Origin of the sequence: Cardiobacterium hominis (assembly GCF_900637305.1) — a bacterium.
Classification (GTDB): Bacteria; Pseudomonadota; Gammaproteobacteria; order Cardiobacteriales; family Cardiobacteriaceae; genus Cardiobacterium; species Cardiobacterium hominis.
Genome location: NZ_LR134365.1, coordinates 2,184,028 through 2,202,385 on the forward strand (window position 1 = coordinate 2,184,028; position 18,358 = coordinate 2,202,385).

Genomic DNA, 18,358 nt, shown 5'->3' on the forward strand with positions numbered 1-18,358 from the left:
CCTCCTCAAATGGCGTTGAAAATATCGGCGGTGACTTGGCGGTAGCCTAGTTTGGCCGCTTCGTTGAGGGCGGCGGTGACTGTATTGTTGACGATGAGCGGGTAGAGCAGGCTCATCACCTGTTTGCCGTCGGCAGAGGGGCGGGTCAGGCGGGCGACGAGGCCGCTCACGGCGTCGGCGGCGAAGACGTCCTCGAAAGCAACATCAAGGCGGCGCAGTTTGTGGGTGAGGTAATCGGCGACGAAGGCGTTGAGTGGTTGCAGCTCGATTTGTTCGCATCTGCGCACTACTTCGCGCAGGTCGGCATTGCGCTCAGATAGCTTCAGTTTCAGCTCCGGCTGGCCGATGAGGACGATGCCGAGCAGACGGCGCATCCCGTCCTCCAACTCCCAGAAGCGCTTGAGGTATTTGAGCATCGGCACGGTGAGGTCGTGCGCCTCGTCAATGATGAGGCAGTGCTTGTTACCGGCGCGGCTGCTCTCGGTCAGCAGGCGCTGGATTTGCCGCGCCTTGGCCTCCATTGAGCGGCGTGGGGTGGCGGTGCCCTGGCTGACGTCCTCGATAATGGCATCGCAGAGGTGGGCGGTGGTCAGGCGCGCCTTGTCGATGCTTTGCGGCTGGATGACGATAATCGGCTCGCCCGCGTGTTTGATGCCCTCGATTAGGTCGCGCTTGAGCGTGGTTTTGCCCGCGCCGCTCTCGCCGATGATGGCGACGAACCCCGCCTGTTTGGCGGCAAAGAGCATGTTTTGCCGGATGTAGCGCTGCTCGTCGGAGAGATAGACGTCGTCGCGGGTCTGGACGTCATCGACGAAGGGGGATTTGGGCAGGCGGAAGAGCTGACGCGCCTGTTGGGTTAAGACTTGCATGTCGGGGTACTCCCATGTTTTCGGGGTGGTTGGCCAGGCAACGGCGACGGTGATGCCGAGGTCGGCCAGGCGGGTTTCAATTTGCGCGCGCAGGGCGGCGGAGTCGGCGGATTTGGGATATTCGCCGTGGCGGATGATGCGGTTGATGACGGCGACGCTGTAAGGCTTGCCGTCGGGACGTAGTACGCCTGCCGCCAGTTGTGCCTGACTGATGCTGTGCGCGGTGAGGATGTCGGCGAGGGTCATGCAATCTCCTTGGTGCGCGTAAACAGCGCCGGTTGCAGCAGGCATTTCAGCGCGTCTTCAAAGGCGCTCTCCGGCAAGCCATCCGGGTAGGTGGCGCGGATTTCGGCGTTGAGTTCGGGGGTGATGGTCATCTCACTCGCGCAGTAGCGGATGAAATCCATCACCGGCAGGATGCTCTCCTCGCGCGGTGCGGCCGTAGCAGGCACAAACAGCGGATTGACCGGCAGTTGTTGCGGCGCGGTGGCGGCGACTTTGCGCGGTTGGCCGTGGCGAGGAAAGTGCTGAATCTTGCTTGGTGCGGGCGCGCCCGGAAACGGGTTGAGCGTGCCGGCAAAGGCCGGGGCGGATTTGCTGTTGTGCAGTTTGTCCACCTCCTGCGCGTCGCGCGTCCCCCAGGCAATTTCGTCGAGCGTCTTGCGGTTGGTGGTGAGCACGTCGTCAGGCGCCTGTTGAAAATGGCCGTCCACTGGTACGGCATCGGCGGCAAAGCCCCAGTCGTCCACCTCCAGCGGCGCTATCTCGTAGCGTTGCATCTCGCCGTAGCGGTCGGGATGGCTGACCCAGATGCTCGGCGCGGCGTAGGGGTTGACCTGTACCGTGACCGTCTCGCCGATGCGGATGTTGTCCACGTCGGCGACGCGGTAGCGGCGGCTGCCGTAACCGGGGATGGCGTAGCTGATGTGGTAGTTACCGCCAACTGTGCGCTGCTCCGCCTTGCCGGTGAGTAACACGCGGCAAAGCTCCAGCGGCGGGCGGGCAATGAGCTGCTCCGGGGTAATCTTGCGCCACGCGGCAAAGCGGGTCATGCCGTGACGGCTGTGGACGTGGGTCGCCTGAAAATGGCGCTGCCAGCGCTCGCAGGCGGCGTTGAGCTGCTCAATACTCTCGATGTGGGCAAAAGTGAGGCGGCTCTCGAAGTTGGTTTCGATGAGGTCGTTGTGCTTTTCGACACTACCTTTGGCACGACTGTTACCTTTGACGTGGGCGTGATGCTCGATGCCCAGCCCTTCCAGCAGGGCAAGGATGAGCGATGACTGGTTGGCGCTGCCCTTGTCCCAGTAAAGGATTTTCGGCACGCCCTCGAAAGGGTTGTGCTGCTTGTCCTTACTGCCCATCGCGCGCATCAGGAAATCAAACATGGTCTCGGCGTTCTCGCCGCTGACGTTGTAGTAGCGGCAATAGAAAGCGCCGGTGCAATGGTCAACGCAGACGTAGCGCAGTACGCGGTCACGGGCGATTTTGGCGAAGTTGTGCGGCTTGTTTTTGTAAAACTGCGCCTCATCCATCACCGCCAAGCCCTTGCCTGCCTTCAGGTAGTAGAGGACGCAATAGGACGGGTCAATCTGCCACATGTGGTTTGGATGGCGGCTCGCCAGTTGTACGTGTGGGGCGGCGCGGCGCATCTGCGCGCCGGAAAACCCGCGTTCGCGTAGTTGACGATTGACGGTGGATGGGCTGTACTGGCGCGCAGCGAGGCCGTTGGCGGCGGCAATCTCGACTGCGGTTTGGGCGCTGGCAAGGCGTTTGCCGGTTTTGCGTGTGGCGGCGTGCTGGATGGCAGCGATGCTGGCAAGCTCGTCATCGCTGATAACGCTGCTGCCTTTGTCAGTGCGGGTTTTGCGGTTGCTGTTGTAGCCCAATTTTCGCAGGGCGCGATAGACCGTGGTCTTGCTCTTGCCAACAAAAGCAGCGGCGGCATCGACGATGGCGTCACGACCACCATGCGGCGCGGCTTCCAGTTTTGCGATCAGTTCCATCAGATATGCCTCGTTCATAGGGGTGAGGGGGGGTTATTTCAGTTCGTTGGCCTGTGCAGCTTGTTCGGTGTCAAACCCGCCCTGCATCCAGCTGTCGTCAGGGTTGGCGACATCGCCGAGGCCGTATTTCAGTTGCAGGTCTTCAACGGCGGCGCGCAATTCGTGCAGGAGGTTGGCGGCGTGGCGGGTGCAGGCGGCATCGTCTTCGCCGAGCAGGGTGTCAATGGCGTCATCCAGTCCGGCAAGCGGGGCAAGGCAGAGGATTTGCGCCGCGCCCGCGTCGGTCATCTGCTGCTGGCGCTTTTCTTCCATCGTGCGGTGCTGTTGCTTGTGCAGTTGTTTTTCCAGTTTGTCGATGCGCTTGTTTCGCTCCTCAATAATGCGCTCGGAGGCAGCGGCTTCACCGCGCTGGTCTTCCAGCTTGGCTTGCAGCTCTTCGCGCTCCTTGCTGTGCTTGGCCGCCATGTCAGTGATGAGGTCAATGATGGCCTCCTTGTCGCCTGCGGCGACTTCGATTTCGCCGATGACGATTTGCTGGTCGCTCGCGTCCAGACGGCGCAACTTGCGCAGCTCCTGTGTGGTCATTCCGAGCGCGGTTGCCTTGTCGAGCGCTTCTTCGCCGAGCAAGCGGAGGTTGTCGAGTTTTTCTTCGATGCCGCGGCGGCTGCTACCGAGGGCGGCGCAAAATCCCTCCCACGTATCCAGGCGGATTTCGACGCCACCGATAACCATTTTTTGCCCGGCCAGTTGTTTGTAGCGCTTGCCCTCTTTGATTTGGGCAATTTGCGCCAGCGAGAGGCCGTCCAGCATGGCGGCAATCGCTTGCGTGGCTTGCAGGCGACCGAGCAGCTGGTTCATTTCGATTTGCCCGGCGGTCGCGGCGGCGGCGACCAGCGCCTTTTCCGAGGCAGCGGTCTCTTGCCAGACCGCATCAGCGTCTATTTGCTTGTTGCTCATGGGCTACTCCTTACAAGCCGATGCCGTAGCGGCTGGCAGTTTCGTTAAGGCGGTCGCGCGCCTGATTAACGGCGTTAAAAATTTTGAGCGCCTCACGTCCGAGCGCTGGGCTGACGCGCCAGCATTTGTTCGGGAGCTGCTCTGCCAACCCGGCAGCTTCGAGCGCTTGCAAATCACGCAACGTCGCCGCCTTTTGCGCGCCAAAACGGTCGGCAAGCGCTTGGCAACTGATGCCGTTTAATTCATGCCCAAACAGCGCCTTCATCGTTTCATAGCCGCGCAGTTGGGTTCTGGATAGGCCTTGTGTTTTCATTATTTGTTACCGGGTTGCAAATATGTGTAATAATTGCGTCAGTCATTAACTATTTTTGCTAGTTGCTTGACACGCTTGGCGCGCGCCGCCTTGGCGTTGCGCTTGGTTGCGTAGTCGGGAAAAACCTCGTCAAAAGGTCTTCCCAATGCCCGCGCGATTTTGTTGGCAACGGGAGCGCTCGTGACGAGCCGATACGCAACATTGCGAATATGGCTGGCACTGGTGCCGCAAGCCTGCGCCACGAGAGAGAAATTCAACTCTTTTTGGTTAAGTGCCTGTGAAATCTGCTGTCCGTTCATGGTGATATTCGACTGTTTTTGGTTGTTTGAATGTATTGTATTTAGTACATATAACCCTGTCAAATATCTTTCTACTATATTTGTATATGTTTTTGATTTTTTGGGAGAATACAGCTCTCAAAATCTACTAAATTTAACACATGTCTATCGGTAAACGGCTGCTTGAGCAGCGAAAATTAGCGGGCTACAGCAGCCAAGAGCAACTTGGCGACGCCCTCGGCGTGAGCTTTACGACCATTGCCCGCTGGGAAAAAGACCAGTCCCCCATTCCCTCCGACAAGCTGGTCGGGATGAATGCCCTTGGCTTGGACGCGGTGTATATCCTGACCGGCAAAACCGGCGACGTCGCCGGTTTTCAAAAACCGCGCTCCAGAAAAAACAATGAGATAGCGGAATCGCAAAACACAAAACCGGCGACGTCGCCGGTTTTGGGAGATGAGATTGTTGCCGACCAAATGGCGGACGGCACATGGCGTGTGCGCAGCAGTAGCGGTGAGATACTGCGTGGCACGACAGACGAGGTCATCCGCCACCTGCGAGAGCGCGCAGCGCCCTATGAGGCCGGTCGCGACCGTACGCCTGATGTCAATGATTACGCCTGGATTCCGCTCTATGACGTTGAGGTGAGCGCGGGCGGCGGGCGCTTTTTCGACGGCGAAAACGTCCTGACCTACCTCGCCTTTACCAAATACAGCCTGCGCAAGCAGGGGCTGCAGCCGGATATGCTCGCCTGTGTGCGCGTAAGCGGCGACTCAATGGAGCCGACCATCCAGTCCAACGACGCAGTCATGATTGATATGCGCCAGACCACGGCAGACAGCGGCATTTTTGTCTTCCGCCACGGCGAGGTGCTATACCTCAAGCGGCTGATGCGCGAGGGCGCGGGGGTGCGCGTCATCTCCGACAACGAGATCTATCCGTCGTGGTTAATTCAACCAGGTGAGGATATTCAAATCATCGGCAAGCGCGTTTGGCACGCCCGCTGGGGCGAGTAGGGCAACTATCAACTTTTACTCACAAGTTCAGTTGTCAAGGATTCTTTGACAACTGCCAGGCATAAAAAAACCCGGCAATGCCGGGCGGGAATCGGTGTGTGCTTAGCGTTCGCGCAGGGTGATTTGCGGGTCGTGGCCGTCCCAAATATGGCAGGTTGCCTCCATGTTGCGCGGCTGGCCAAAACTATTTTTGGCGGCGAAGGGGATGGTTACGAAGACTTGCCCGTTTTCGCGCAGGCTGGTGACGACGCCGGTGATACTGACATCCACAGAATGCGGGTCTTTGACTTGTTCGTTAATCAGTTTGCGGCAGGTGCGGAAGGCAGCGTCTTTTTCGTGTTCGTCCGTCGTGGCCGCCGCTGGCGCGGCAGCGGGTTGGGCAGATGGAGCAGTGCGGTGTGGAGCGTTATCCAGCGCACTATCGCCAACACCAATTACAGGCAGAGCGAGCGCCAACACCAAACAGACCACGCAGAAACCGCCGTAGCGGAGTAACACATTGGTGCGGGTCTTGCGCGCACCGAGAAATGGCGCCTTGTGTGGTGATTTGAGCGCAAAAAACAATGCCACGACGCCAATAATCGCCAGCGAAAAGAAAAAGCCGAGCATAGACTGTCCCCTTATTGTTGATACTCCGTTCAGGATAACACGCTGTGCCACGTTATAAAAAAGCCGCCCGAAGGCGGCAATCCACGGAGAATTTTTTTTCAACGGTTGGGGTTATTTACGCTTCGAGGTGGCGTCCTCCTCTGTGTCGGGTGTGTCAATAATGACCGCCGTACCGTTTTTGGCCAGCCAGTCGGCGGTGTCAGGCGGGACGGTAACGGTTGCCCCCGCGGCAAAGTCGATATTGCCGATGACGGCGGGGCTGCGCAGGCGCACGGGAACGCCGGAGGGCGTCACCGCAGGCGTCGCGGGTGTTGTGGTGTTTTTGCCAGTCACGGGTGCGGCTCCTTTTGCTCATGGCTTAGTTGTAGAGCTCGACGGTGTAGGGCGCTTCGCCGTTTTTGCCGACCGCCGCCGTACCTTTCATCGTCACCTTGTTGAAGTCGTCGGAGAACCAGTCAAAGTCGCCATCGACCGCCAAGGTGACCGAGGGGATGATGAGTTTGGCGCGTTTTTTCGTGACCTCGTCGCGGCCGTCAAGGATGATTTTGCCCTTGAAGCTGGTGACGCGCGCGCCATCGATGACGGTGCGGGTGGTGGCCAGCGTTTTGTAGCTGACGGTGAGGTCGTCGCCTTCCGCTGCTGCGGTTTCGTCGGTGATTTTGAGCATGCCGATTTCGGCGTTGAGCTCGTATTTGCCCGCCGGGATGGCGGCGCCGCCTTTTTTGACCTCAATGGTTGCCGGGTCGATGTCGTGGTTTTTCAGGGCGTGGTAGCCGTCAAGGCGCGCCTTGGCGGGCTCGTCGGCGATGGTTTGTACGGTGCTGGTCTGCGTTGCCGCCTTGCCCATCATCGCCATGCCCCATGTCAGCGGTTGGAAGGTATCCGTTTCAAAGGTGACCTCTGCCGGTTTGGGTATGGTGATGCTGTCCAGCACCGCGCCGCTGTCGTGTTTGCGATGACTGATGCGGGTTTTGGTTTCGGAGGAGAGCGCTATTTTTACGGAGAGCGGGTTGCCGAGGTAGAAGGCCGCGGAATCGTCGCCCTCCGGGATGAAATAGGGGTTGCCGGTGCCGATAAAGCCGCGGTCGTTGGTGATGCTGTTGAGGTTGCTCATGGGGTGTCCTGGTTGAGATGGATAACGTCAATGGCGAAGGAAAGGGGGTAAAACGCCCAGCCGGAGCGGTAAAAGGCGCTGTCAGCAGCCGTGAGGGTGAAGCGTTTGCCGTAGCCGGGGGTGGTGTTGAGCGCGCCCTCGTCAACGCGCAGCCCCTCGACGTGGCTCATGATGGCGGCGAGTACTTCACCTGCCTCGTCCATGCCCGCGCCTGCGCCGCTGCGTGCCGGGCGGTTGTTCTGCACGGCGAGGATGACGGTGTAGTGCTGCGTCATTTTGTGGTTGCGCCCCTGCACCGACACGTCGCTGTATTTGTCGAAGGCGACGTAAGCGCCCAGGTGCTGCGCAGGCTGGTTGTCCAGTACCTGCTCCAGTTCGTGGTGCTGACCGACGTAGCGCAGGACGCCGCGCTCAACCAGCTTTTGCAGGTGCGCTGTAAGTGCTTTGCGCGGCGCAAATAAATCAGCCATCAGTAACCTCGCAGTTGCTCGTCGGTAAAGACGGCAGCGGGCGCGGTGGTCTGCGCGCTGCCATAGCCGGGGTTGTTTTTGACTGCCGCGCGCCCGGTAATCAAGCGGTTGAAATAGGCGTGGCGGCTGTCGTTGAGCTGTTTGATGACGCTCTCCTCCTCCAACCGCTCGCAAAGGCGGAAGAGCGCCATATCCATGCAGGCGGCGTGCAGGGTTTGCGGCGGCAATTGCAGACCGGGCAGGAGTGCGAGATAGCCGTCAATGTCGCCCGATGCCAGCGTGATTGCCTGCTCGGTGCGCGCTTTGAGCGCGGCGAGGGTGTCCTCGTAACCGGGCGCGGCGTTGCCCGTCTCAAAATAATCGAGCGTCGCCGCAGGCGCGGGCAAAGCGCCGTAATCATTGCCCGCCAGCTGGGTGATAAGGCTGGCGCGGTTGGCGTGGGCGATGAGGTCACGCGCAGTGCAGTAGTTCACGGCTGCGCCCCGGCTTCGCCTTCCGGCGGCGTGTCTACTTCGTCTGCGGGCGCGGTTTCGCCTGCCTCTGCGACCGGGTCAGCGGAGGCTTCTGCGGCGGCGACAGGAGCGGTTAGTAGCGCCCAGGCGGCGTCAAGGTCGGCCTGCGTCAGGTCTTCGTCGCGGATGGCGAGGGCGATGCCGTCCTCGGTGGTTGAGCCTTCCACCTGCTCGCGCAAGAGCTCCAGCGCCTTTTTCAGCGCCGGTTTTCGCTTGAGGTCGAGCGGCGCGAGCAGGTCGGCGATGGTTTGCGCATCAAGGGCAAGCCAGCCTTGTGCGGGAGTGTCGGCGGCGCGCTCGATAACGCCTGCGGCGAGTAGCGGCGCAGCCTCGACCAATGTCAGCTCTACCACGGCAGGCGGCTCGATGCGCTTGCCGCCGTGGCGGATGGGAGAGCGGAGGCGGTATTTCATCACGCGGCCTCCTTACTTGATGGCCGCGGTGTTGGTGAAGAGGAATCCCGCGCCGGGGCTGGTGACTACCGCTTGGTCGGCGAAATGCACCGGGTAATGCCAGGAGCGGTCGCTGTTCTCGAAGTAGCCTTTTTCGACGCGCGGTAGGCCTTGCAGCACGTAGTTGTAACCAAAGCTCGGCTCCTCCATGTTGCGTGCGCCGGCCGGGGCGACGTAGGCCAAAATGGTGTTGTTGCCCCACAGCTCGGTGAAATCGGCATTGGGGTCAGCGACGGTGACCGCCTTGGCGACGACCAGATTCTCGATGTCAAAATAGTTGGCGAGCATCGCGGTGGTGATGCTGTCTTTGCCGCTGTATTTGAATTGCTCGATGATTTTCGGGTGACGCTTGAGTGCCTCGTAGGCATAGACGTCCAGATGCAGGACGTTGGGATATTGGCCGGTACTTTTGCGGATTTTCGCTTTGGCGTCGCTGATGGCTTCGAGCGGGTTGGAGGCGGCGTTGTCCCATTGATCATTACCGGAGAGCGCTTCGGTGTGGCCGGTGGCATAGGCGCTCGCGCTGGTGGCGAGTTTTGCCTTGTTCGCCTCGCCTTCGAGGCGCATTTTTTTCATGACGGTATTGACCGCGCGGGTTTGTAGATTGACGCCCGGCACTTTGGCGCTCTCCTCCAAAAATTCTTCGGCGACTTTGCCTTCGAGCAGGCGGTTTTCCAGCGCGTAGCTTTCGCTGCTGTAGGCGACGCTGACGTTGCGCACGGTTTCGCCGGGGGCGCGCACCGTGTTGGTCACGACATACGCCTCCTTGCCGAATTTGAGAATTTTGCCGCCCATGAGTGGCACGTTTACGTCCGGGAAGAGGTGCTGGCCGGTAAATTGCTGCTCAAGGTTGTAGCCGAGGACGACTTTGGTGAGGACGGTATCGACGACGCGCAGCGCGTTGCGGATGGATTGAGGCATGGTGGCTCCTTATTTCAAGAGGATTTCGACGGTTTTCGGGCTGGTGATTTCGACCACCGTCGCAAAGGCTTCGGCGGCGCTGCCCGCTTTTTCGATGGCGCCTGCGTTGGCCTTGACGCCATCGCCAACGGCGAGGCCGGTGCCGGGGACGTCTTCAAGGCCGATGACGGTGAGGGCAATGGTGTCGCCCGTCTTGCCGTCGTACTGGGCGACGCCTGCGGGCTCTTTGCTGCCGGTGGTGGCGGGCTCGCCGCTCCAGCTGACGATTTGCCCGGCCTTGACGTCGGCGGTGAGGGTCAGTTTTTTGGCAAGGATGGTGTGCTGTGGCATGGGTTACTCCGTAATTTGTGCTGCGGCTTCGGCGTAGCTGATGCCGTGCTGCTCGGCAAAGCTCTGGATTTTGGCGTCGAGTGCGGCGCGGGCGGCGTCGTCATCGGTTCCGCCCGGCAGTTGCGGCTTGGCAGCGGTATTGGGGTCGGCGGCGGTGTGCTCGGCAAAATCGACCGTGACCGGCAAGCGTTGCAAGAGCGCGCGCAGGCTGTCAGCGGCGGGTTTTTGCGTCAATTTGCCGCCTTCGGCAAAGTCATAGGTCGCGGTCTTGTCCATGCCGCGCAGGATGGCGATGACGGCAGGCTTTTCGCCCGGCAGCACCTTGCCAGCCTTGACCAAGCCCTCGGCAAAGTCGGCGGCTTCGGCTTCTTCGCGCGCCGCTTCTTCAGCGGCGAGCGCGTCTTCGCGTTTTTTCAGTTCGGCCTCGCGTGCGGCCAGCGCCTTTTCGCGCTCGGCCAGCTCGGCTTCTTTGGTTTCGAGTTCGGTTTTGTCCATCGGGGTGTTCTCCGGTTGAGGGGGGGCTGGGGTGGGTTCTGGCTCGTCAAAATCGTAGGTGGGCGGCGGGTTATCACCATCGGCAAAATCCGCCAACCCCTTGACGGCGGGCGGCTGCGCGCCGAGAAAGCCGACGTGGCGCAGATAGGGACGGTCGGGAATGGGGTTGCTGGGATGACCGGGCGGATAAAAGGAGGCGGAGCGCTTCTTAAAACGGCCGGCCTTGAGCAGGCCGGCAAAACCCTCATCCACCTGGCTGAAGTTGGCGTAGAGGACGCCGTCGGCGTCGTTGTAGTTGAGCGATTGCACCCAGCCGTAGGCGGGCGCGTTGTCGGCAGGGTGGCCGATAACGGCGGGGGCTTCGTGCAGGGCGGGCTGGTAGCTCTCGGCGATGGCGCGCAGATAGTCCGGGGTGGCGTCCAGGACGTTGCCGTGGCTGTCGGCGTGCTGGCCGGTGCGGAAGATAGCAATGTTGTTCATGTCGCCATTGTCCGCGCGCGCGGCGGTGGCGACGATTAGACTGGTTTGGGATTTTTGGGAGTGGTTTATCCACCCCGGAGGTATGCGGGCAAACCCCACCCCTGCCCTCCCCCACGGGGGGAGGGGGAATATTCGGGCGCGGAGGTTTTTACGGCGTTTGCTAAATGCCCTCGCGGGCGTTTCGGTGGTTAAGGCGGGCAAGCGGTTGGCTTATCGCTTGCAGGGGCGGAAATCGCGTTTTAGACGGGTTACGGTTGTCGCGCGGCGAAAGCGTCCTCGATAATCTCAAGGATGGCGGCGACGTCGTCGTCAGAGACGCCGAGGTAGGGGCGCGCGGGGATAGTGGCCTTGTGCTCCCGCCCTGCCTGCCCGCCGAATTGATGGATGGCGGAATAGACGCGGTTGCTGCCGATGGCGACGGAGACGTCGGTCGCCTGATAGCGCAGGGTGTCGCGCAGATAGCCGCGCAGCTTGAGGATGCGGTCGTGCCCGTGAAAGGCACGCTTCCAGGCGGCATACTCGGCATTGAGCGGCGCCCACGGACGGCCGTCCGGGGCGGTCTGGCTGTCGAAACGTGCGTCGGTGGAGAGCAGCAGCTCCTCGCCGATAGCGGTAAATACCGCCTTGTTCAAAAAACCGGCAGCGGCGAGGCGTTCGAGGTAGGCGATAACGCGCGGGTCATCAAAGGTTAGGGCTGGCATGGTTGTTTTGCGCTATACTTGGCTGACAGCTGCGGGGGTTTCCTACTGGAAAGGTTGGTGATCGCCACCATGATCCTGTTCGAATCAGGCAAACCGCAGCCCCGGCACTCTCCCGACGTGGGAGGGTGCTTTTTTTGTTCACAATTTCCCTTTTATCAGGGTGTAATGCGCCAGTCCCTGCTGGGCTTTGGCGTCCCAAACAAACGTACCGCCGCTGCGCAGGATGTTCAGCAATACGTTTTGTTTTGCCCCCGTCTCCGCATCTTTCACGCGCGACTCATAGCCTAATTTCAGCACCACCTTGCCCTTGTTGCCGCCGAGGTCAAATACATAGAGCAGCGCGGGCTCGCTTTGCGTGGTATCCAGCAGCACCGCCTGCGGGGCTTGCAGATGGTCAGCGATGTGGTGCAAAAAATTGATGGGCAGATGCATCCCCGCTTTGCTGGTGCGCAGGATATGGAGAATGTCCTTGTCGCGCAGGGTGATGACGGCGGTTGCAGGCATAAGTTTGCGGGCGGCGAGGTCAGCAAGGATATCCGGTGCAATGACGCCGATGGATTTGCTTACGCCACGCGCCACCATCTCGCTGGCAACGGTATCGACCATCTTCGTAATTTCTTGCGTGAGCAGCGCCCGCGCTCGCGGGTTATCAAGCACCTGCTGCATGGCATGGGTCGCCAGTTTCGGTGGCACCGCGCTTGCCTTGTCAAAGAGGCGCTGCAAGCCTTCGCGCCCGGCGTTTTTGCCGGGGATACGGTCAAAGCCGGGGTCAATGCCCTTCGGCACGCTGACCACGCGCGGATTGTTGCTGTTTTTGCCGATGAGCTGCTGTTGCCACTCGACGGCCGGCGCTTCGCCCACTTTCAGCCCGCGCCGCTCCAGCGAGCGCTTGCTGTGGGCAAAGACGGTGCATTTGCAGCCGTAGGCGTTCACCGGGTAATGCGTCTGCCACCACGGATCATCGCAATGCAGCACCAAGCCATTCCACGCCTCGTGTTCGGGGCGCGGGTGTTTTTGCCCGTCGCGGTGGCGGTATTCCCAAAATGGCCGCAGGTGTTTCATTTCCTGCTGCTGCTCGTAACGCCCCGCCTGGTAGCTGGCGTGCAGGTTGGTGTCGTAGATGATGCGGCTGCGCCAGTCGCGCCCGCCGTGGTACTGCCAGCCGTATTTGGCGACGATGTCGTCAAAGTCGCGGCGAAATTCTTCCAGGGTGGTGCCGTCGGCGATGGCTTTATCGACCGCCTTGCGGAAATCGGCCACCATGTCGAGGCGGTTGGCTCCGGCGACAACAAAGGCGTGGTCATGCTCGGCGCCGTAGATGTCGGCATAGCTCTCGGTCGGCAGGTCGAGCTTGCGCCGGAAATAGTTAATCTGCTCGGCAAAGGGGAGTTGCGTGTGCGCGAGGCTCATGCGCCTTCCCCCTTGGCTTCATGGCGTCCAGCAAGATGGGCGGCGGTGGTGGCACGGGCGAAGATGTCGGCGTATGCGTCCAGCGGCAATGCGCCCGCCAGTTCGTCAAGGCGTTCGCGGAATTGCAACAGGGTCTCAGATGACGCCAGTTCGGCGCTGATTTGCGCGAGCCATGCTTCGCCGTGTGGGGCAATGTCGCGCGCGAGGCGGCTGCCCATGTCGTCCGGCGTGTCTGCCGGCGCACTTTCGGCAAAATCGTGGGCTTCGCCGTCTGCCGCCTCCGGCAGGGCGCTGGCGGCGGGCATTGCCTCCCACGCGCCGCCAAAGTCCTGCTCCAGTTGTGCCTGGGTCGGGCGGTAGCCGAGCGCGGCAATTTTGGCGTAGGTGTCGGCCAGTTTTTGCAGGTCTTTGGTTTCTTCGGTGCGCAGCCACAGTTTGGGCGGTCGCGCGTTGGGGAAGTTCCATTCGGTCAGCCATACCGCTATCGTCTCGTTAAAGGAGGCGCAGAGCAGGTCGGCATCGGCCTTGACGATGTCGTCTTTGACTTCGTCCTGTATTTCCGCCTTGTATTGCCCGCCGACCGCCTGCGAGGTCATCACCTGTCCCAGTACTACCAGCGCAATCGCCTCGTCCATGTATTCGCACAGTTTGGCGTAGTCGGTGGTGCCTGCCTCGCCCTTGAGCAGCTCAATGGTGGCGCCGAGCGGGGTGACGGTGGCGGCGGCGTTCTTGATGGCGGTGAGCGCAGCGAGCAGTTGCTGTTTGTCGGCGTCGGCGGTGGGGCTGCGCGGGTCGTACTGGCCATGCGGCACGGATGTCGCCGCCTTTTCGTTGCCGACCAGCCAGAATTTGACGTTGGATTTTTTGAACAGCACCGGCCAGTAGAGGAAGTGCGCCAGCCCCAGGCCGTAGGGGTTGTCGGTGGTGTCGCCGCCTGCGGAAAATGTCCAGAATTTGCGCGGCGGCATCACTTCATCGGCGCCGTTGCCGGTGTAGATGAGCTGCCGCGCAAGGTCGTATTTGAATTTGCCCCGGTCGCGGACGAGGACGTTGTCCAGCACTACTTTGCCGTCCTCAATGCCCCACATCACTTCGCCGACGGCCATGCCGTAAAACACGCCCCAGTGCATCGCTTTCAGCACCGCGTCAAAGTTGAGGCGTTGCAGTTGTGCGGCGACAAATTCCGCTGCCTCGACGTCGGCGGCGTTGTCCGGGTCGTGCGGCAAGACTTGCCGCTCCAGTTTGGTCAGCGCCGTTTGCCGCTGCGCCCAGACGCCGCTGACGGTGGTGTCGGTCAAGAGGTCGCGGTAGCCGTTGAGGTCGCCGCCGAGGCGTTGGGTGAGCAGGGTGTCGAGCTGTTCGATTTCGGTGAGGTTGCGTTCTACCGCGACTTCTTGCGACGCGGCAGTTGGGCGGGCGAGGGTTTTGGAGTTGGGTGTGGTCATAGTTAGTAATCCAGATAGGCAGGCTTGGTGTAGCCGTCCTCAATGGCGACGGTTACGGGCAGGGCGGTATTGCTGCGGCTGGCGGCGTAGGCGAGGCAGAGGGCGATGGCGGCGTCGCCGTGGCGCTCGCCCGCTTTGCCGCTGCGCCGTCCCAGTTTGATGACGCCGTCGATGCGCTCCAGCGCGCGCAGGTCGTCGATGATGTCGGCGTCTTTGGGGATGCGTAGCGCGTCATCTTCCAGTGCTGCCACCAGCGGCGGCATATGCTCGCTGTACCAGGCGTTGGAGAGTTTGATTTGTGCGACGCGGTTGCCGTAGCGGTCGTGTGCGGCCTCGGCGAGGTACTCGCCGTTGCCGCTTGCGTCAAACCACGCCGCAGTCAGGCGGGGCAGGCGGTCGAGCAGGTAATAGACGATTTGCCGCTGTTGCGCGTGCGGGATGTTGCGCAACTCGACCGCAAACGGCACATGGCGGCGGGTATCGGCGGCGATTTGCAGCGGCACCAGTACCGAGAGGTCGCCGTGCCGCGCGAAGTCCATGCCAAAGACGTGTTCGCGCGTGCCGTCTAGCGTGGCCAGCAACGGGCGCAATTCGCGCTCGCACCAGTCGGCGATATCGGCCGAGCGCAGCTCTGCCGGGTATTCTGCCCAGCCGTCGGGCTGGGCAAGGCGCAGGATGGGGACGGGGTCGGCACGCAGCTCCAGCAAGCCGCGTGACAGCACCGCGCCGCCGCTGTTGGAGGGGATAACGCGCAGCTCCTCATCGGCATCTGCGCCGTATTGGTCGTAGATGCCCGCCACCCACGCCGCCTCCCCCGCCGCTGTCCACTCCATGCCGCGCACTTGGCAAATGCGCTGGTAGAGGCCTTGTGCGACCGCCTCGTCGAAGGTGGTACGGTGCAGGGCATAGGGTTTGCGCCCAGCGCGGATGTCCTGACAAAGCTGATTGAAGGGGTTATCGACGCCGTCGTGCGTGCTGATGATGGCAACCTTGCCGCCCCACATGAGCAGCGCCATCGCCGCTTTCAAAAGCTCGTTGAGCTGCTCGTGGAAAGCAGCCTCGTCGATGATGACGTAGCCCTGTTTGCCGCGCAGGTTGGAGGGGCGCGACGATAAGGCGGTGATGCGGTAGCCCGACGCGCAGCGGATGACAAAGGTGAGGATGTCTTTGTCGCCGTCGTTGAGGATTTCTTCGCTGACCGCCTCGGCGACCAGCTGGTAATGGCCAATCCAGTCGGCGCTGTCGCGGATAAATTCTTCGGCCATGTCCTTGTTGTAGCCGATGTACCAGACGTCCATGCCGGAGGCAGCCGCCGCTACCAATGCCGCCTCGGCGGCGGTGGACCAGCTGATACCGATACGCCGCGATTTTTCGTAGACACGCACCGGGGTTGGGTCGTTAATCCATTGCATTTGGTAGGGCAGGAGGACGCCAGCCATCTCAGCCCCCCAAAATACGCTGTTTGATGAGTTCGACCGCCTCATCGGATAGCCCTTGCGATTTGGCGGTGGCTTCGACGTCGGCGGCGGCACGCGCCAAGGCGGCCTGCTCGATTTCGCGCTGGCGTTTGTCGTTGATGGTGGATGCGCGCTCCAGCTTTTCTATCGCCTGCGCCAAGTCTTTCAAGAGGCCGGGGTGTGCCGGTTCTTCGTCTTCCGATAATTGCAACGCGGTTTCAAAGGCGAGGTTACGCACCAGCTCGTTCAAAAGCGCCCCGACCTTGCCTTGTGGCTGGTTACCAAAGCGGGCAATCCACATGTCGGCAATCTCGCGCGATTGCTGGATTTTCGCGCCAACCTCGCTCATTTTCAGCGCATAGCGGTTGACCGCGCTCTTGCTGCGCGGCTTTTCGCCCAGCTCGGCGAGAACAGCGTTTAAGCGCTCGGTCGCCTCCAGCTGGGTGATGGCCGGGTCGCGCAGCCAGCCCTGCAACTGTTCCAAGAGCGCAGGCGGCAACGTCTTGATGCTGTTTGCCGCCATCAGCGACGCGCCTCAATGTCGCGCAGTTCGGACGGGCGCAGGTCACGGATACCATGCGCCCGCGCTTTGCCACGCGCGATTTCAAGGCCGCGGTCGGTCAATGTCACCATCGTCAGGTTCGGCGACGGATGGCTGCGGCTGATATAGCCCTGCTCCTCCAGCCAGGCGATTTCGGTTTGCAGCTGGTCGTAGGTGATGTTCTGCCCGGTTTGTTCCAGGCAGAGGTCGAGCATATCGAGCGACAGGCGATAGTCGCTGTCGTATTCAAGCAGGCTCAATATGGCGCGGCGGCGGTAAGCGCGCACGGCGTCTTGCATCATGATTTGTCTCCTTTCAAGAGCACTTCGAGGATGAGTTTGCTGGTGTCATTGACACCATCGAGCGCCCCCTCCATCTTGTGCAGGGTCTCCGCCTGCCGGTCGAGGCGCTTGTGGATGTTGCCGATGGCTTCCCGGTTCGGCAGGTGCTCGAGGCGCGTTTCCAGTTCGGTCAGGCGGTTTTTGACCTGGCCGAGTTCTTCGGTCGCCTTGTCTTCCAGCGCGGCAATGCGGCTGGCATTCGCCTTGTGTTTCGAGAGTATCCAGACGTAGATGGTGATGCCGACGGTAAATGTGGTCTGGATAATGTCAAAAATAAACTTCCATAACGGGATGTTAGGGCTTCCCACGGTGTCTCCTTTCGTAGATTTCCTGGCATTCGCGGCAGCGGATGGCGGCGGGGTTGGCGGCGCGACGTGCGGCGGGTATGGGCTCGCCGCAATCCGCGCACTCCGCCTGTCCGGCCTGCTGTTGCGCCGCCTGAATGCGGGCAAGCGCGTTGGCAGTGGTCGCCTCGATTAGCGCTTCGGCGCGGTCGGCCTCGTCCATTGCTCGCTCCATTGGCGGATGACCGTAAGGCGCGCGTTGCAGGTGGTGAGCGCCTGATGCTGCTCGATGAGGTAGCGGGCGACATCGCGCTGCGTCGCGCGCTGCGGGTCGGGTTTTTCCGGGGTGGCAACCGGCGCGGTGAGGCCGGTCGGCACGGCGATGGGGTGGTAGCGCGGGATGTCGCGCGCGCAGGCGGTGAGACTGATGGCAAGCAGCAGGGCAATGGCTCTCATGGCAAATCCTCCAGCGCTTGCCGCAATACCGGCGCCACCGGGGCATCGTCATGCGCCGGGGCTTGTTGCACGCGGTGGATGGCGGGGCGGTATTGCGTCGCTATTTGCGACGTGGTTGCGATTAACGCCTGATAAGCCGCATCGGCGGCGGCGTACTCATCGGCAAGCGCCTTGTTGGCGGCTGTGAGTGCTGCCACCGTCGCCTGCTCGCTCGCAAGCTGTCCGCGTAGGCGGTGGATATAACCGCCGAGGGTGGCGATGATGCCCGTGGCAATCAGGACGGCGGTCAGCGTGCGCATACCATCCCCCCGCCCCAATCGCGATAGAGCGCCTGATGCTGGTAGATGATGGCGCGCGGGTAGCCGCGGTTCTCGGCAATCGCCCATTTGGCACGGCGGCTGTAGCGCTCGACATTGCCCCACCAGCGCAGCGGGTCGGCGCCGCGCTGGGCGGCAAGGCGCTGGTCACGTTGCAACCAGCCGAGGCCGCCGTTATACGCCGAGAGCGTCATCGCCCAGCGCTCGCAGTCATTGGCTGCACGGATGCGCTGATAGAGGTGGTGGTCGTAGGTAACGAGCGCACGGATCGCCCAGCGCGGATCAAAGGCATTGCCGACGGCAAGCGCCTGCGGATAGGCCGTCTTAATCCACGCCTCGGTGTCCGGCGTAAATTGGGCGAGGCCGGATGCGTACTTAGAGCGGGCGTGCGCGCGCCACAGGCTCTCCTGATGGATTTGCCCGGCCATCACCGGCACAGGCGCGTCAATGCCCCAGACGGCGCGCGCTTCGCGGACGAGGTCGCGCTGCCAGACGCGGGAGCGGGTCTGCCAGTCATCGGCGGCGGTTGCCCATTGGCAACCGACCGCCGCGACGACAAACGCGAGGAGTTGTAGGGTGCGCCGCAT

26 protein-coding genes are annotated in these 18,358 nt (G+C 61.6%); 1 reads left to right on the top strand and 25 read right to left on the bottom strand.

All coding sequences use genetic code 11. From position 1 onward, the window contains the following. Positions 1 to 5 precede the first annotated feature (5 nt). Genes EL199_RS10625 through EL199_RS10645 form a run of 5 tightly spaced genes read right to left on the bottom strand, consistent with a single transcriptional unit; the run spans position 6 to position 4,441 of the window. Entirely contained in the window at positions 6 to 1,115 is a 1,110-nt protein-coding gene (locus EL199_RS10625; RefSeq protein WP_004141497.1) for an ExeA family protein, read from the bottom strand. Continuing rightward, positions 1,112 to 2,872, bottom strand: a complete 1,761-nt coding sequence (locus EL199_RS10630) for a DDE-type integrase/transposase/recombinase (protein WP_050768091.1) — start codon at positions 2,870 to 2,872, stop codon at positions 1,112 to 1,114. The genes EL199_RS10625 and EL199_RS10630 overlap by 4 nt, the downstream gene beginning before the upstream one ends. Before the next feature lie 33 nt (positions 2,873 to 2,905). Next, positions 2,906 to 3,829, bottom strand: coding sequence for a coiled-coil domain-containing protein (locus EL199_RS10635; protein ID WP_004141493.1), 924 nt, complete (start codon positions 3,827 to 3,829; stop codon positions 2,906 to 2,908). Between the two features lie 10 nt (positions 3,830 to 3,839). Beyond that, complete coding sequence (locus tag EL199_RS10640) at positions 3,840 to 4,142, bottom strand: helix-turn-helix domain-containing protein (RefSeq protein ID WP_004141491.1); 303 nt, start codon at positions 4,140 to 4,142, stop codon at positions 3,840 to 3,842. A gap of 38 nt (positions 4,143 to 4,180) precedes the next feature. Beyond that, a complete protein-coding gene (locus EL199_RS10645) occupies positions 4,181 to 4,441 on the bottom strand; it encodes a hypothetical protein (protein ID WP_004141488.1) in 261 nt (86 codons plus the stop codon). Between the two features lie 140 nt (positions 4,442 to 4,581). Here EL199_RS10645 and EL199_RS10650 point away from each other — a divergent pair, with 140 nt between their 5' ends. Further along, positions 4,582 to 5,436 (top strand): XRE family transcriptional regulator, encoded by an 855-nt coding sequence (locus tag EL199_RS10650; protein ID WP_004141485.1) that lies wholly within the window; start codon positions 4,582 to 4,584, stop codon positions 5,434 to 5,436. 102 nt (positions 5,437 to 5,538) lie between these two features. Here the strand turns inward: EL199_RS10650 and EL199_RS10655 are convergent, their stop codons facing one another. The 20 genes from EL199_RS10655 to EL199_RS10750 all read right to left on the bottom strand — a co-directional run bounded on the left by EL199_RS10655 (position 5,539) and on the right by EL199_RS10750 (position 18,358). Further along, on the bottom strand, positions 5,539 to 6,045 hold the full coding sequence (locus EL199_RS10655) for a hypothetical protein (protein WP_004141483.1): 507 nt from the start codon (positions 6,043 to 6,045) through the stop codon (positions 5,539 to 5,541). 111 nt (positions 6,046 to 6,156) lie between these two features. Next, complete coding sequence (locus EL199_RS10660) at positions 6,157 to 6,378, bottom strand: DUF7210 family protein (protein ID WP_040355471.1); 222 nt, start codon at positions 6,376 to 6,378, stop codon at positions 6,157 to 6,159. A 25-nt stretch (positions 6,379 to 6,403) separates the two neighbouring features. Beyond that, on the bottom strand, positions 6,404 to 7,159 hold the full coding sequence (locus EL199_RS10665; RefSeq protein ID WP_004141478.1) for a phage tail tube protein: 756 nt from the start codon (positions 7,157 to 7,159) through the stop codon (positions 6,404 to 6,406). Beyond that, a complete protein-coding gene (locus EL199_RS10670; RefSeq protein WP_004141476.1) occupies positions 7,156 to 7,629 on the bottom strand; it encodes a phage tail terminator protein in 474 nt (157 codons plus the stop codon). The genes EL199_RS10665 and EL199_RS10670 overlap by 4 nt, the downstream gene beginning before the upstream one ends. After that, positions 7,629 to 8,102 carry a phage protein Gp36 family protein gene (locus EL199_RS10675; protein ID WP_004141475.1) on the bottom strand — a complete coding sequence of 158 codons (474 nt, stop codon included), beginning with the start codon at positions 8,100 to 8,102 and terminating at the stop codon, positions 7,629 to 7,631. The genes EL199_RS10670 and EL199_RS10675 overlap by 1 nt, the downstream gene beginning before the upstream one ends. Continuing rightward, positions 8,099 to 8,554, bottom strand: coding sequence for a hypothetical protein (locus EL199_RS10680; protein ID WP_004141473.1), 456 nt, complete (start codon positions 8,552 to 8,554; stop codon positions 8,099 to 8,101). The genes EL199_RS10675 and EL199_RS10680 overlap by 4 nt, the downstream gene beginning before the upstream one ends. Before the next feature lie 12 nt (positions 8,555 to 8,566). Beyond that, the gene (locus tag EL199_RS10685; RefSeq protein WP_004141472.1) at positions 8,567 to 9,514 is read right to left on the bottom strand and encodes a major capsid protein; all 948 of its coding nucleotides are present in this window, start codon (positions 9,512 to 9,514) and stop codon (positions 8,567 to 8,569) included. A gap of 9 nt (positions 9,515 to 9,523) precedes the next feature. Beyond that, the gene (locus EL199_RS10690) at positions 9,524 to 9,844 is read right to left on the bottom strand and encodes a capsid cement protein (RefSeq protein ID WP_004141470.1); all 321 of its coding nucleotides are present in this window, start codon (positions 9,842 to 9,844) and stop codon (positions 9,524 to 9,526) included. A gap of 3 nt (positions 9,845 to 9,847) precedes the next feature. Then, positions 9,848 to 10,819 carry a hypothetical protein gene (locus EL199_RS10695; RefSeq protein WP_040355469.1) on the bottom strand — a complete coding sequence of 324 codons (972 nt, stop codon included), beginning with the start codon at positions 10,817 to 10,819 and terminating at the stop codon, positions 9,848 to 9,850. A 248-nt stretch (positions 10,820 to 11,067) separates the two neighbouring features. Continuing rightward, positions 11,068 to 11,520 (bottom strand): phage virion morphogenesis protein, encoded by a 453-nt coding sequence (locus EL199_RS10700; protein WP_004141467.1) that lies wholly within the window; start codon positions 11,518 to 11,520, stop codon positions 11,068 to 11,070. Positions 11,521 to 11,658: 138 nt separating this feature from the next. Further along, complete coding sequence (locus EL199_RS10705) at positions 11,659 to 12,930, bottom strand: phage head morphogenesis protein (RefSeq protein ID WP_004141466.1); 1,272 nt, start codon at positions 12,928 to 12,930, stop codon at positions 11,659 to 11,661. Continuing rightward, positions 12,927 to 14,375 (bottom strand): DUF935 domain-containing protein, encoded by a 1,449-nt coding sequence (locus EL199_RS10710; RefSeq protein WP_004141465.1) that lies wholly within the window; start codon positions 14,373 to 14,375, stop codon positions 12,927 to 12,929. The genes EL199_RS10705 and EL199_RS10710 overlap by 4 nt, the downstream gene beginning before the upstream one ends. A gap of 2 nt (positions 14,376 to 14,377) precedes the next feature. Further along, entirely contained in the window at positions 14,378 to 15,814 is a 1,437-nt protein-coding gene (locus tag EL199_RS10715; protein ID WP_004141464.1) for a terminase large subunit domain-containing protein, read from the bottom strand. Position 15,815: 1 nt separating this feature from the next. Beyond that, on the bottom strand, positions 15,816 to 16,355 hold the full coding sequence (locus EL199_RS10720) for a DUF3486 family protein (RefSeq protein ID WP_004141461.1): 540 nt from the start codon (positions 16,353 to 16,355) through the stop codon (positions 15,816 to 15,818). Then, positions 16,355 to 16,675 (bottom strand): VpaChn25_0724 family phage protein, encoded by a 321-nt coding sequence (locus EL199_RS10725; RefSeq protein ID WP_004141459.1) that lies wholly within the window; start codon positions 16,673 to 16,675, stop codon positions 16,355 to 16,357. The genes EL199_RS10720 and EL199_RS10725 overlap by 1 nt, the downstream gene beginning before the upstream one ends. Further along, complete coding sequence (locus tag EL199_RS10730) at positions 16,672 to 17,022, bottom strand: DUF2730 family protein (protein ID WP_004141457.1); 351 nt, start codon at positions 17,020 to 17,022, stop codon at positions 16,672 to 16,674. Before EL199_RS10730 ends, EL199_RS10725 begins: the two co-directional genes overlap by 4 nt. After that, on the bottom strand, positions 17,009 to 17,221 hold the full coding sequence (locus tag EL199_RS10735; RefSeq protein ID WP_004141455.1) for a TraR/DksA C4-type zinc finger protein: 213 nt from the start codon (positions 17,219 to 17,221) through the stop codon (positions 17,009 to 17,011). The genes EL199_RS10730 and EL199_RS10735 overlap by 14 nt, the downstream gene beginning before the upstream one ends. Continuing rightward, positions 17,191 to 17,454: an Rz1-like lysis system protein LysC gene (gene lysC, locus EL199_RS10740; protein WP_004141453.1), complete on the bottom strand. Its 264-nt coding sequence runs from the start codon at positions 17,452 to 17,454 to the stop codon at positions 17,191 to 17,193. The genes EL199_RS10735 and lysC overlap by 31 nt, the downstream gene beginning before the upstream one ends. Beyond that, positions 17,451 to 17,753 carry a hypothetical protein gene (locus EL199_RS10745; RefSeq protein ID WP_004141451.1) on the bottom strand — a complete coding sequence of 101 codons (303 nt, stop codon included), beginning with the start codon at positions 17,751 to 17,753 and terminating at the stop codon, positions 17,451 to 17,453. Before EL199_RS10745 ends, lysC begins: the two co-directional genes overlap by 4 nt. Next, entirely contained in the window at positions 17,741 to 18,358 is a 618-nt protein-coding gene (locus tag EL199_RS10750) for a transglycosylase SLT domain-containing protein (protein WP_004141449.1), read from the bottom strand. The genes EL199_RS10745 and EL199_RS10750 overlap by 13 nt, the downstream gene beginning before the upstream one ends.

Coding starts and splice junctions, on each gene's coding strand:
- EL199_RS10625 (WP_004141497.1), bottom strand. CDS start 1,115: ATGACCCTCGCCGACATCCTCACCGCGCACAGCATCAGTCAGGCACAA.
- EL199_RS10630 (WP_050768091.1), bottom strand. CDS start 2,872: ATGGAACTGATCGCAAAACTGGAAGCCGCGCCGCATGGTGGTCGTGAC.
- EL199_RS10635 (WP_004141493.1), bottom strand. CDS start 3,829: ATGAGCAACAAGCAAATAGACGCTGATGCGGTCTGGCAAGAGACCGCT.
- EL199_RS10640 (WP_004141491.1), bottom strand. CDS start 4,142: ATGAAAACACAAGGCCTATCCAGAACCCAACTGCGCGGCTATGAAACG.
- EL199_RS10645 (WP_004141488.1), bottom strand. CDS start 4,441: ATGAACGGACAGCAGATTTCACAGGCACTTAACCAAAAAGAGTTGAAT.
- EL199_RS10650 (WP_004141485.1), top strand. CDS start 4,582: ATGTCTATCGGTAAACGGCTGCTTGAGCAGCGAAAATTAGCGGGCTAC.
- EL199_RS10655 (WP_004141483.1), bottom strand. CDS start 6,045: ATGCTCGGCTTTTTCTTTTCGCTGGCGATTATTGGCGTCGTGGCATTG.
- EL199_RS10665 (WP_004141478.1), bottom strand. CDS start 7,159: ATGAGCAACCTCAACAGCATCACCAACGACCGCGGCTTTATCGGCACC.
- EL199_RS10670 (WP_004141476.1), bottom strand. CDS start 7,629: ATGGCTGATTTATTTGCGCCGCGCAAAGCACTTACAGCGCACCTGCAA.
- EL199_RS10680 (WP_004141473.1), bottom strand. CDS start 8,554: ATGAAATACCGCCTCCGCTCTCCCATCCGCCACGGCGGCAAGCGCATC.
- EL199_RS10685 (WP_004141472.1), bottom strand. CDS start 9,514: ATGCCTCAATCCATCCGCAACGCGCTGCGCGTCGTCGATACCGTCCTC.
- EL199_RS10690 (WP_004141470.1), bottom strand. CDS start 9,844: ATGCCACAGCACACCATCCTTGCCAAAAAACTGACCCTCACCGCCGAC.
- EL199_RS10695 (WP_040355469.1), bottom strand. CDS start 10,819: ATGAACAACATTGCTATCTTCCGCACCGGCCAGCACGCCGACAGCCAC.
- EL199_RS10700 (WP_004141467.1), bottom strand. CDS start 11,520: ATGCCAGCCCTAACCTTTGATGACCCGCGCGTTATCGCCTACCTCGAA.
- EL199_RS10705 (WP_004141466.1), bottom strand. CDS start 12,930: ATGAGCCTCGCGCACACGCAACTCCCCTTTGCCGAGCAGATTAACTAT.
- EL199_RS10710 (WP_004141465.1), bottom strand. CDS start 14,375: ATGACCACACCCAACTCCAAAACCCTCGCCCGCCCAACTGCCGCGTCG.
- EL199_RS10715 (WP_004141464.1), bottom strand. CDS start 15,814: ATGGCTGGCGTCCTCCTGCCCTACCAAATGCAATGGATTAACGACCCA.
- EL199_RS10720 (WP_004141461.1), bottom strand. CDS start 16,355: ATGGCGGCAAACAGCATCAAGACGTTGCCGCCTGCGCTCTTGGAACAG.
- EL199_RS10725 (WP_004141459.1), bottom strand. CDS start 16,675: ATGATGCAAGACGCCGTGCGCGCTTACCGCCGCCGCGCCATATTGAGC.
- EL199_RS10735 (WP_004141455.1), bottom strand. CDS start 17,221: ATGGACGAGGCCGACCGCGCCGAAGCGCTAATCGAGGCGACCACTGCC.
- lysC (WP_004141453.1), bottom strand. CDS start 17,454: ATGAGAGCCATTGCCCTGCTGCTTGCCATCAGTCTCACCGCCTGCGCG.
- EL199_RS10745 (WP_004141451.1), bottom strand. CDS start 17,753: ATGCGCACGCTGACCGCCGTCCTGATTGCCACGGGCATCATCGCCACC.
- EL199_RS10750 (WP_004141449.1), bottom strand. CDS start 18,358: ATGCGGCGCACCCTACAACTCCTCGCGTTTGTCGTCGCGGCGGTCGGT.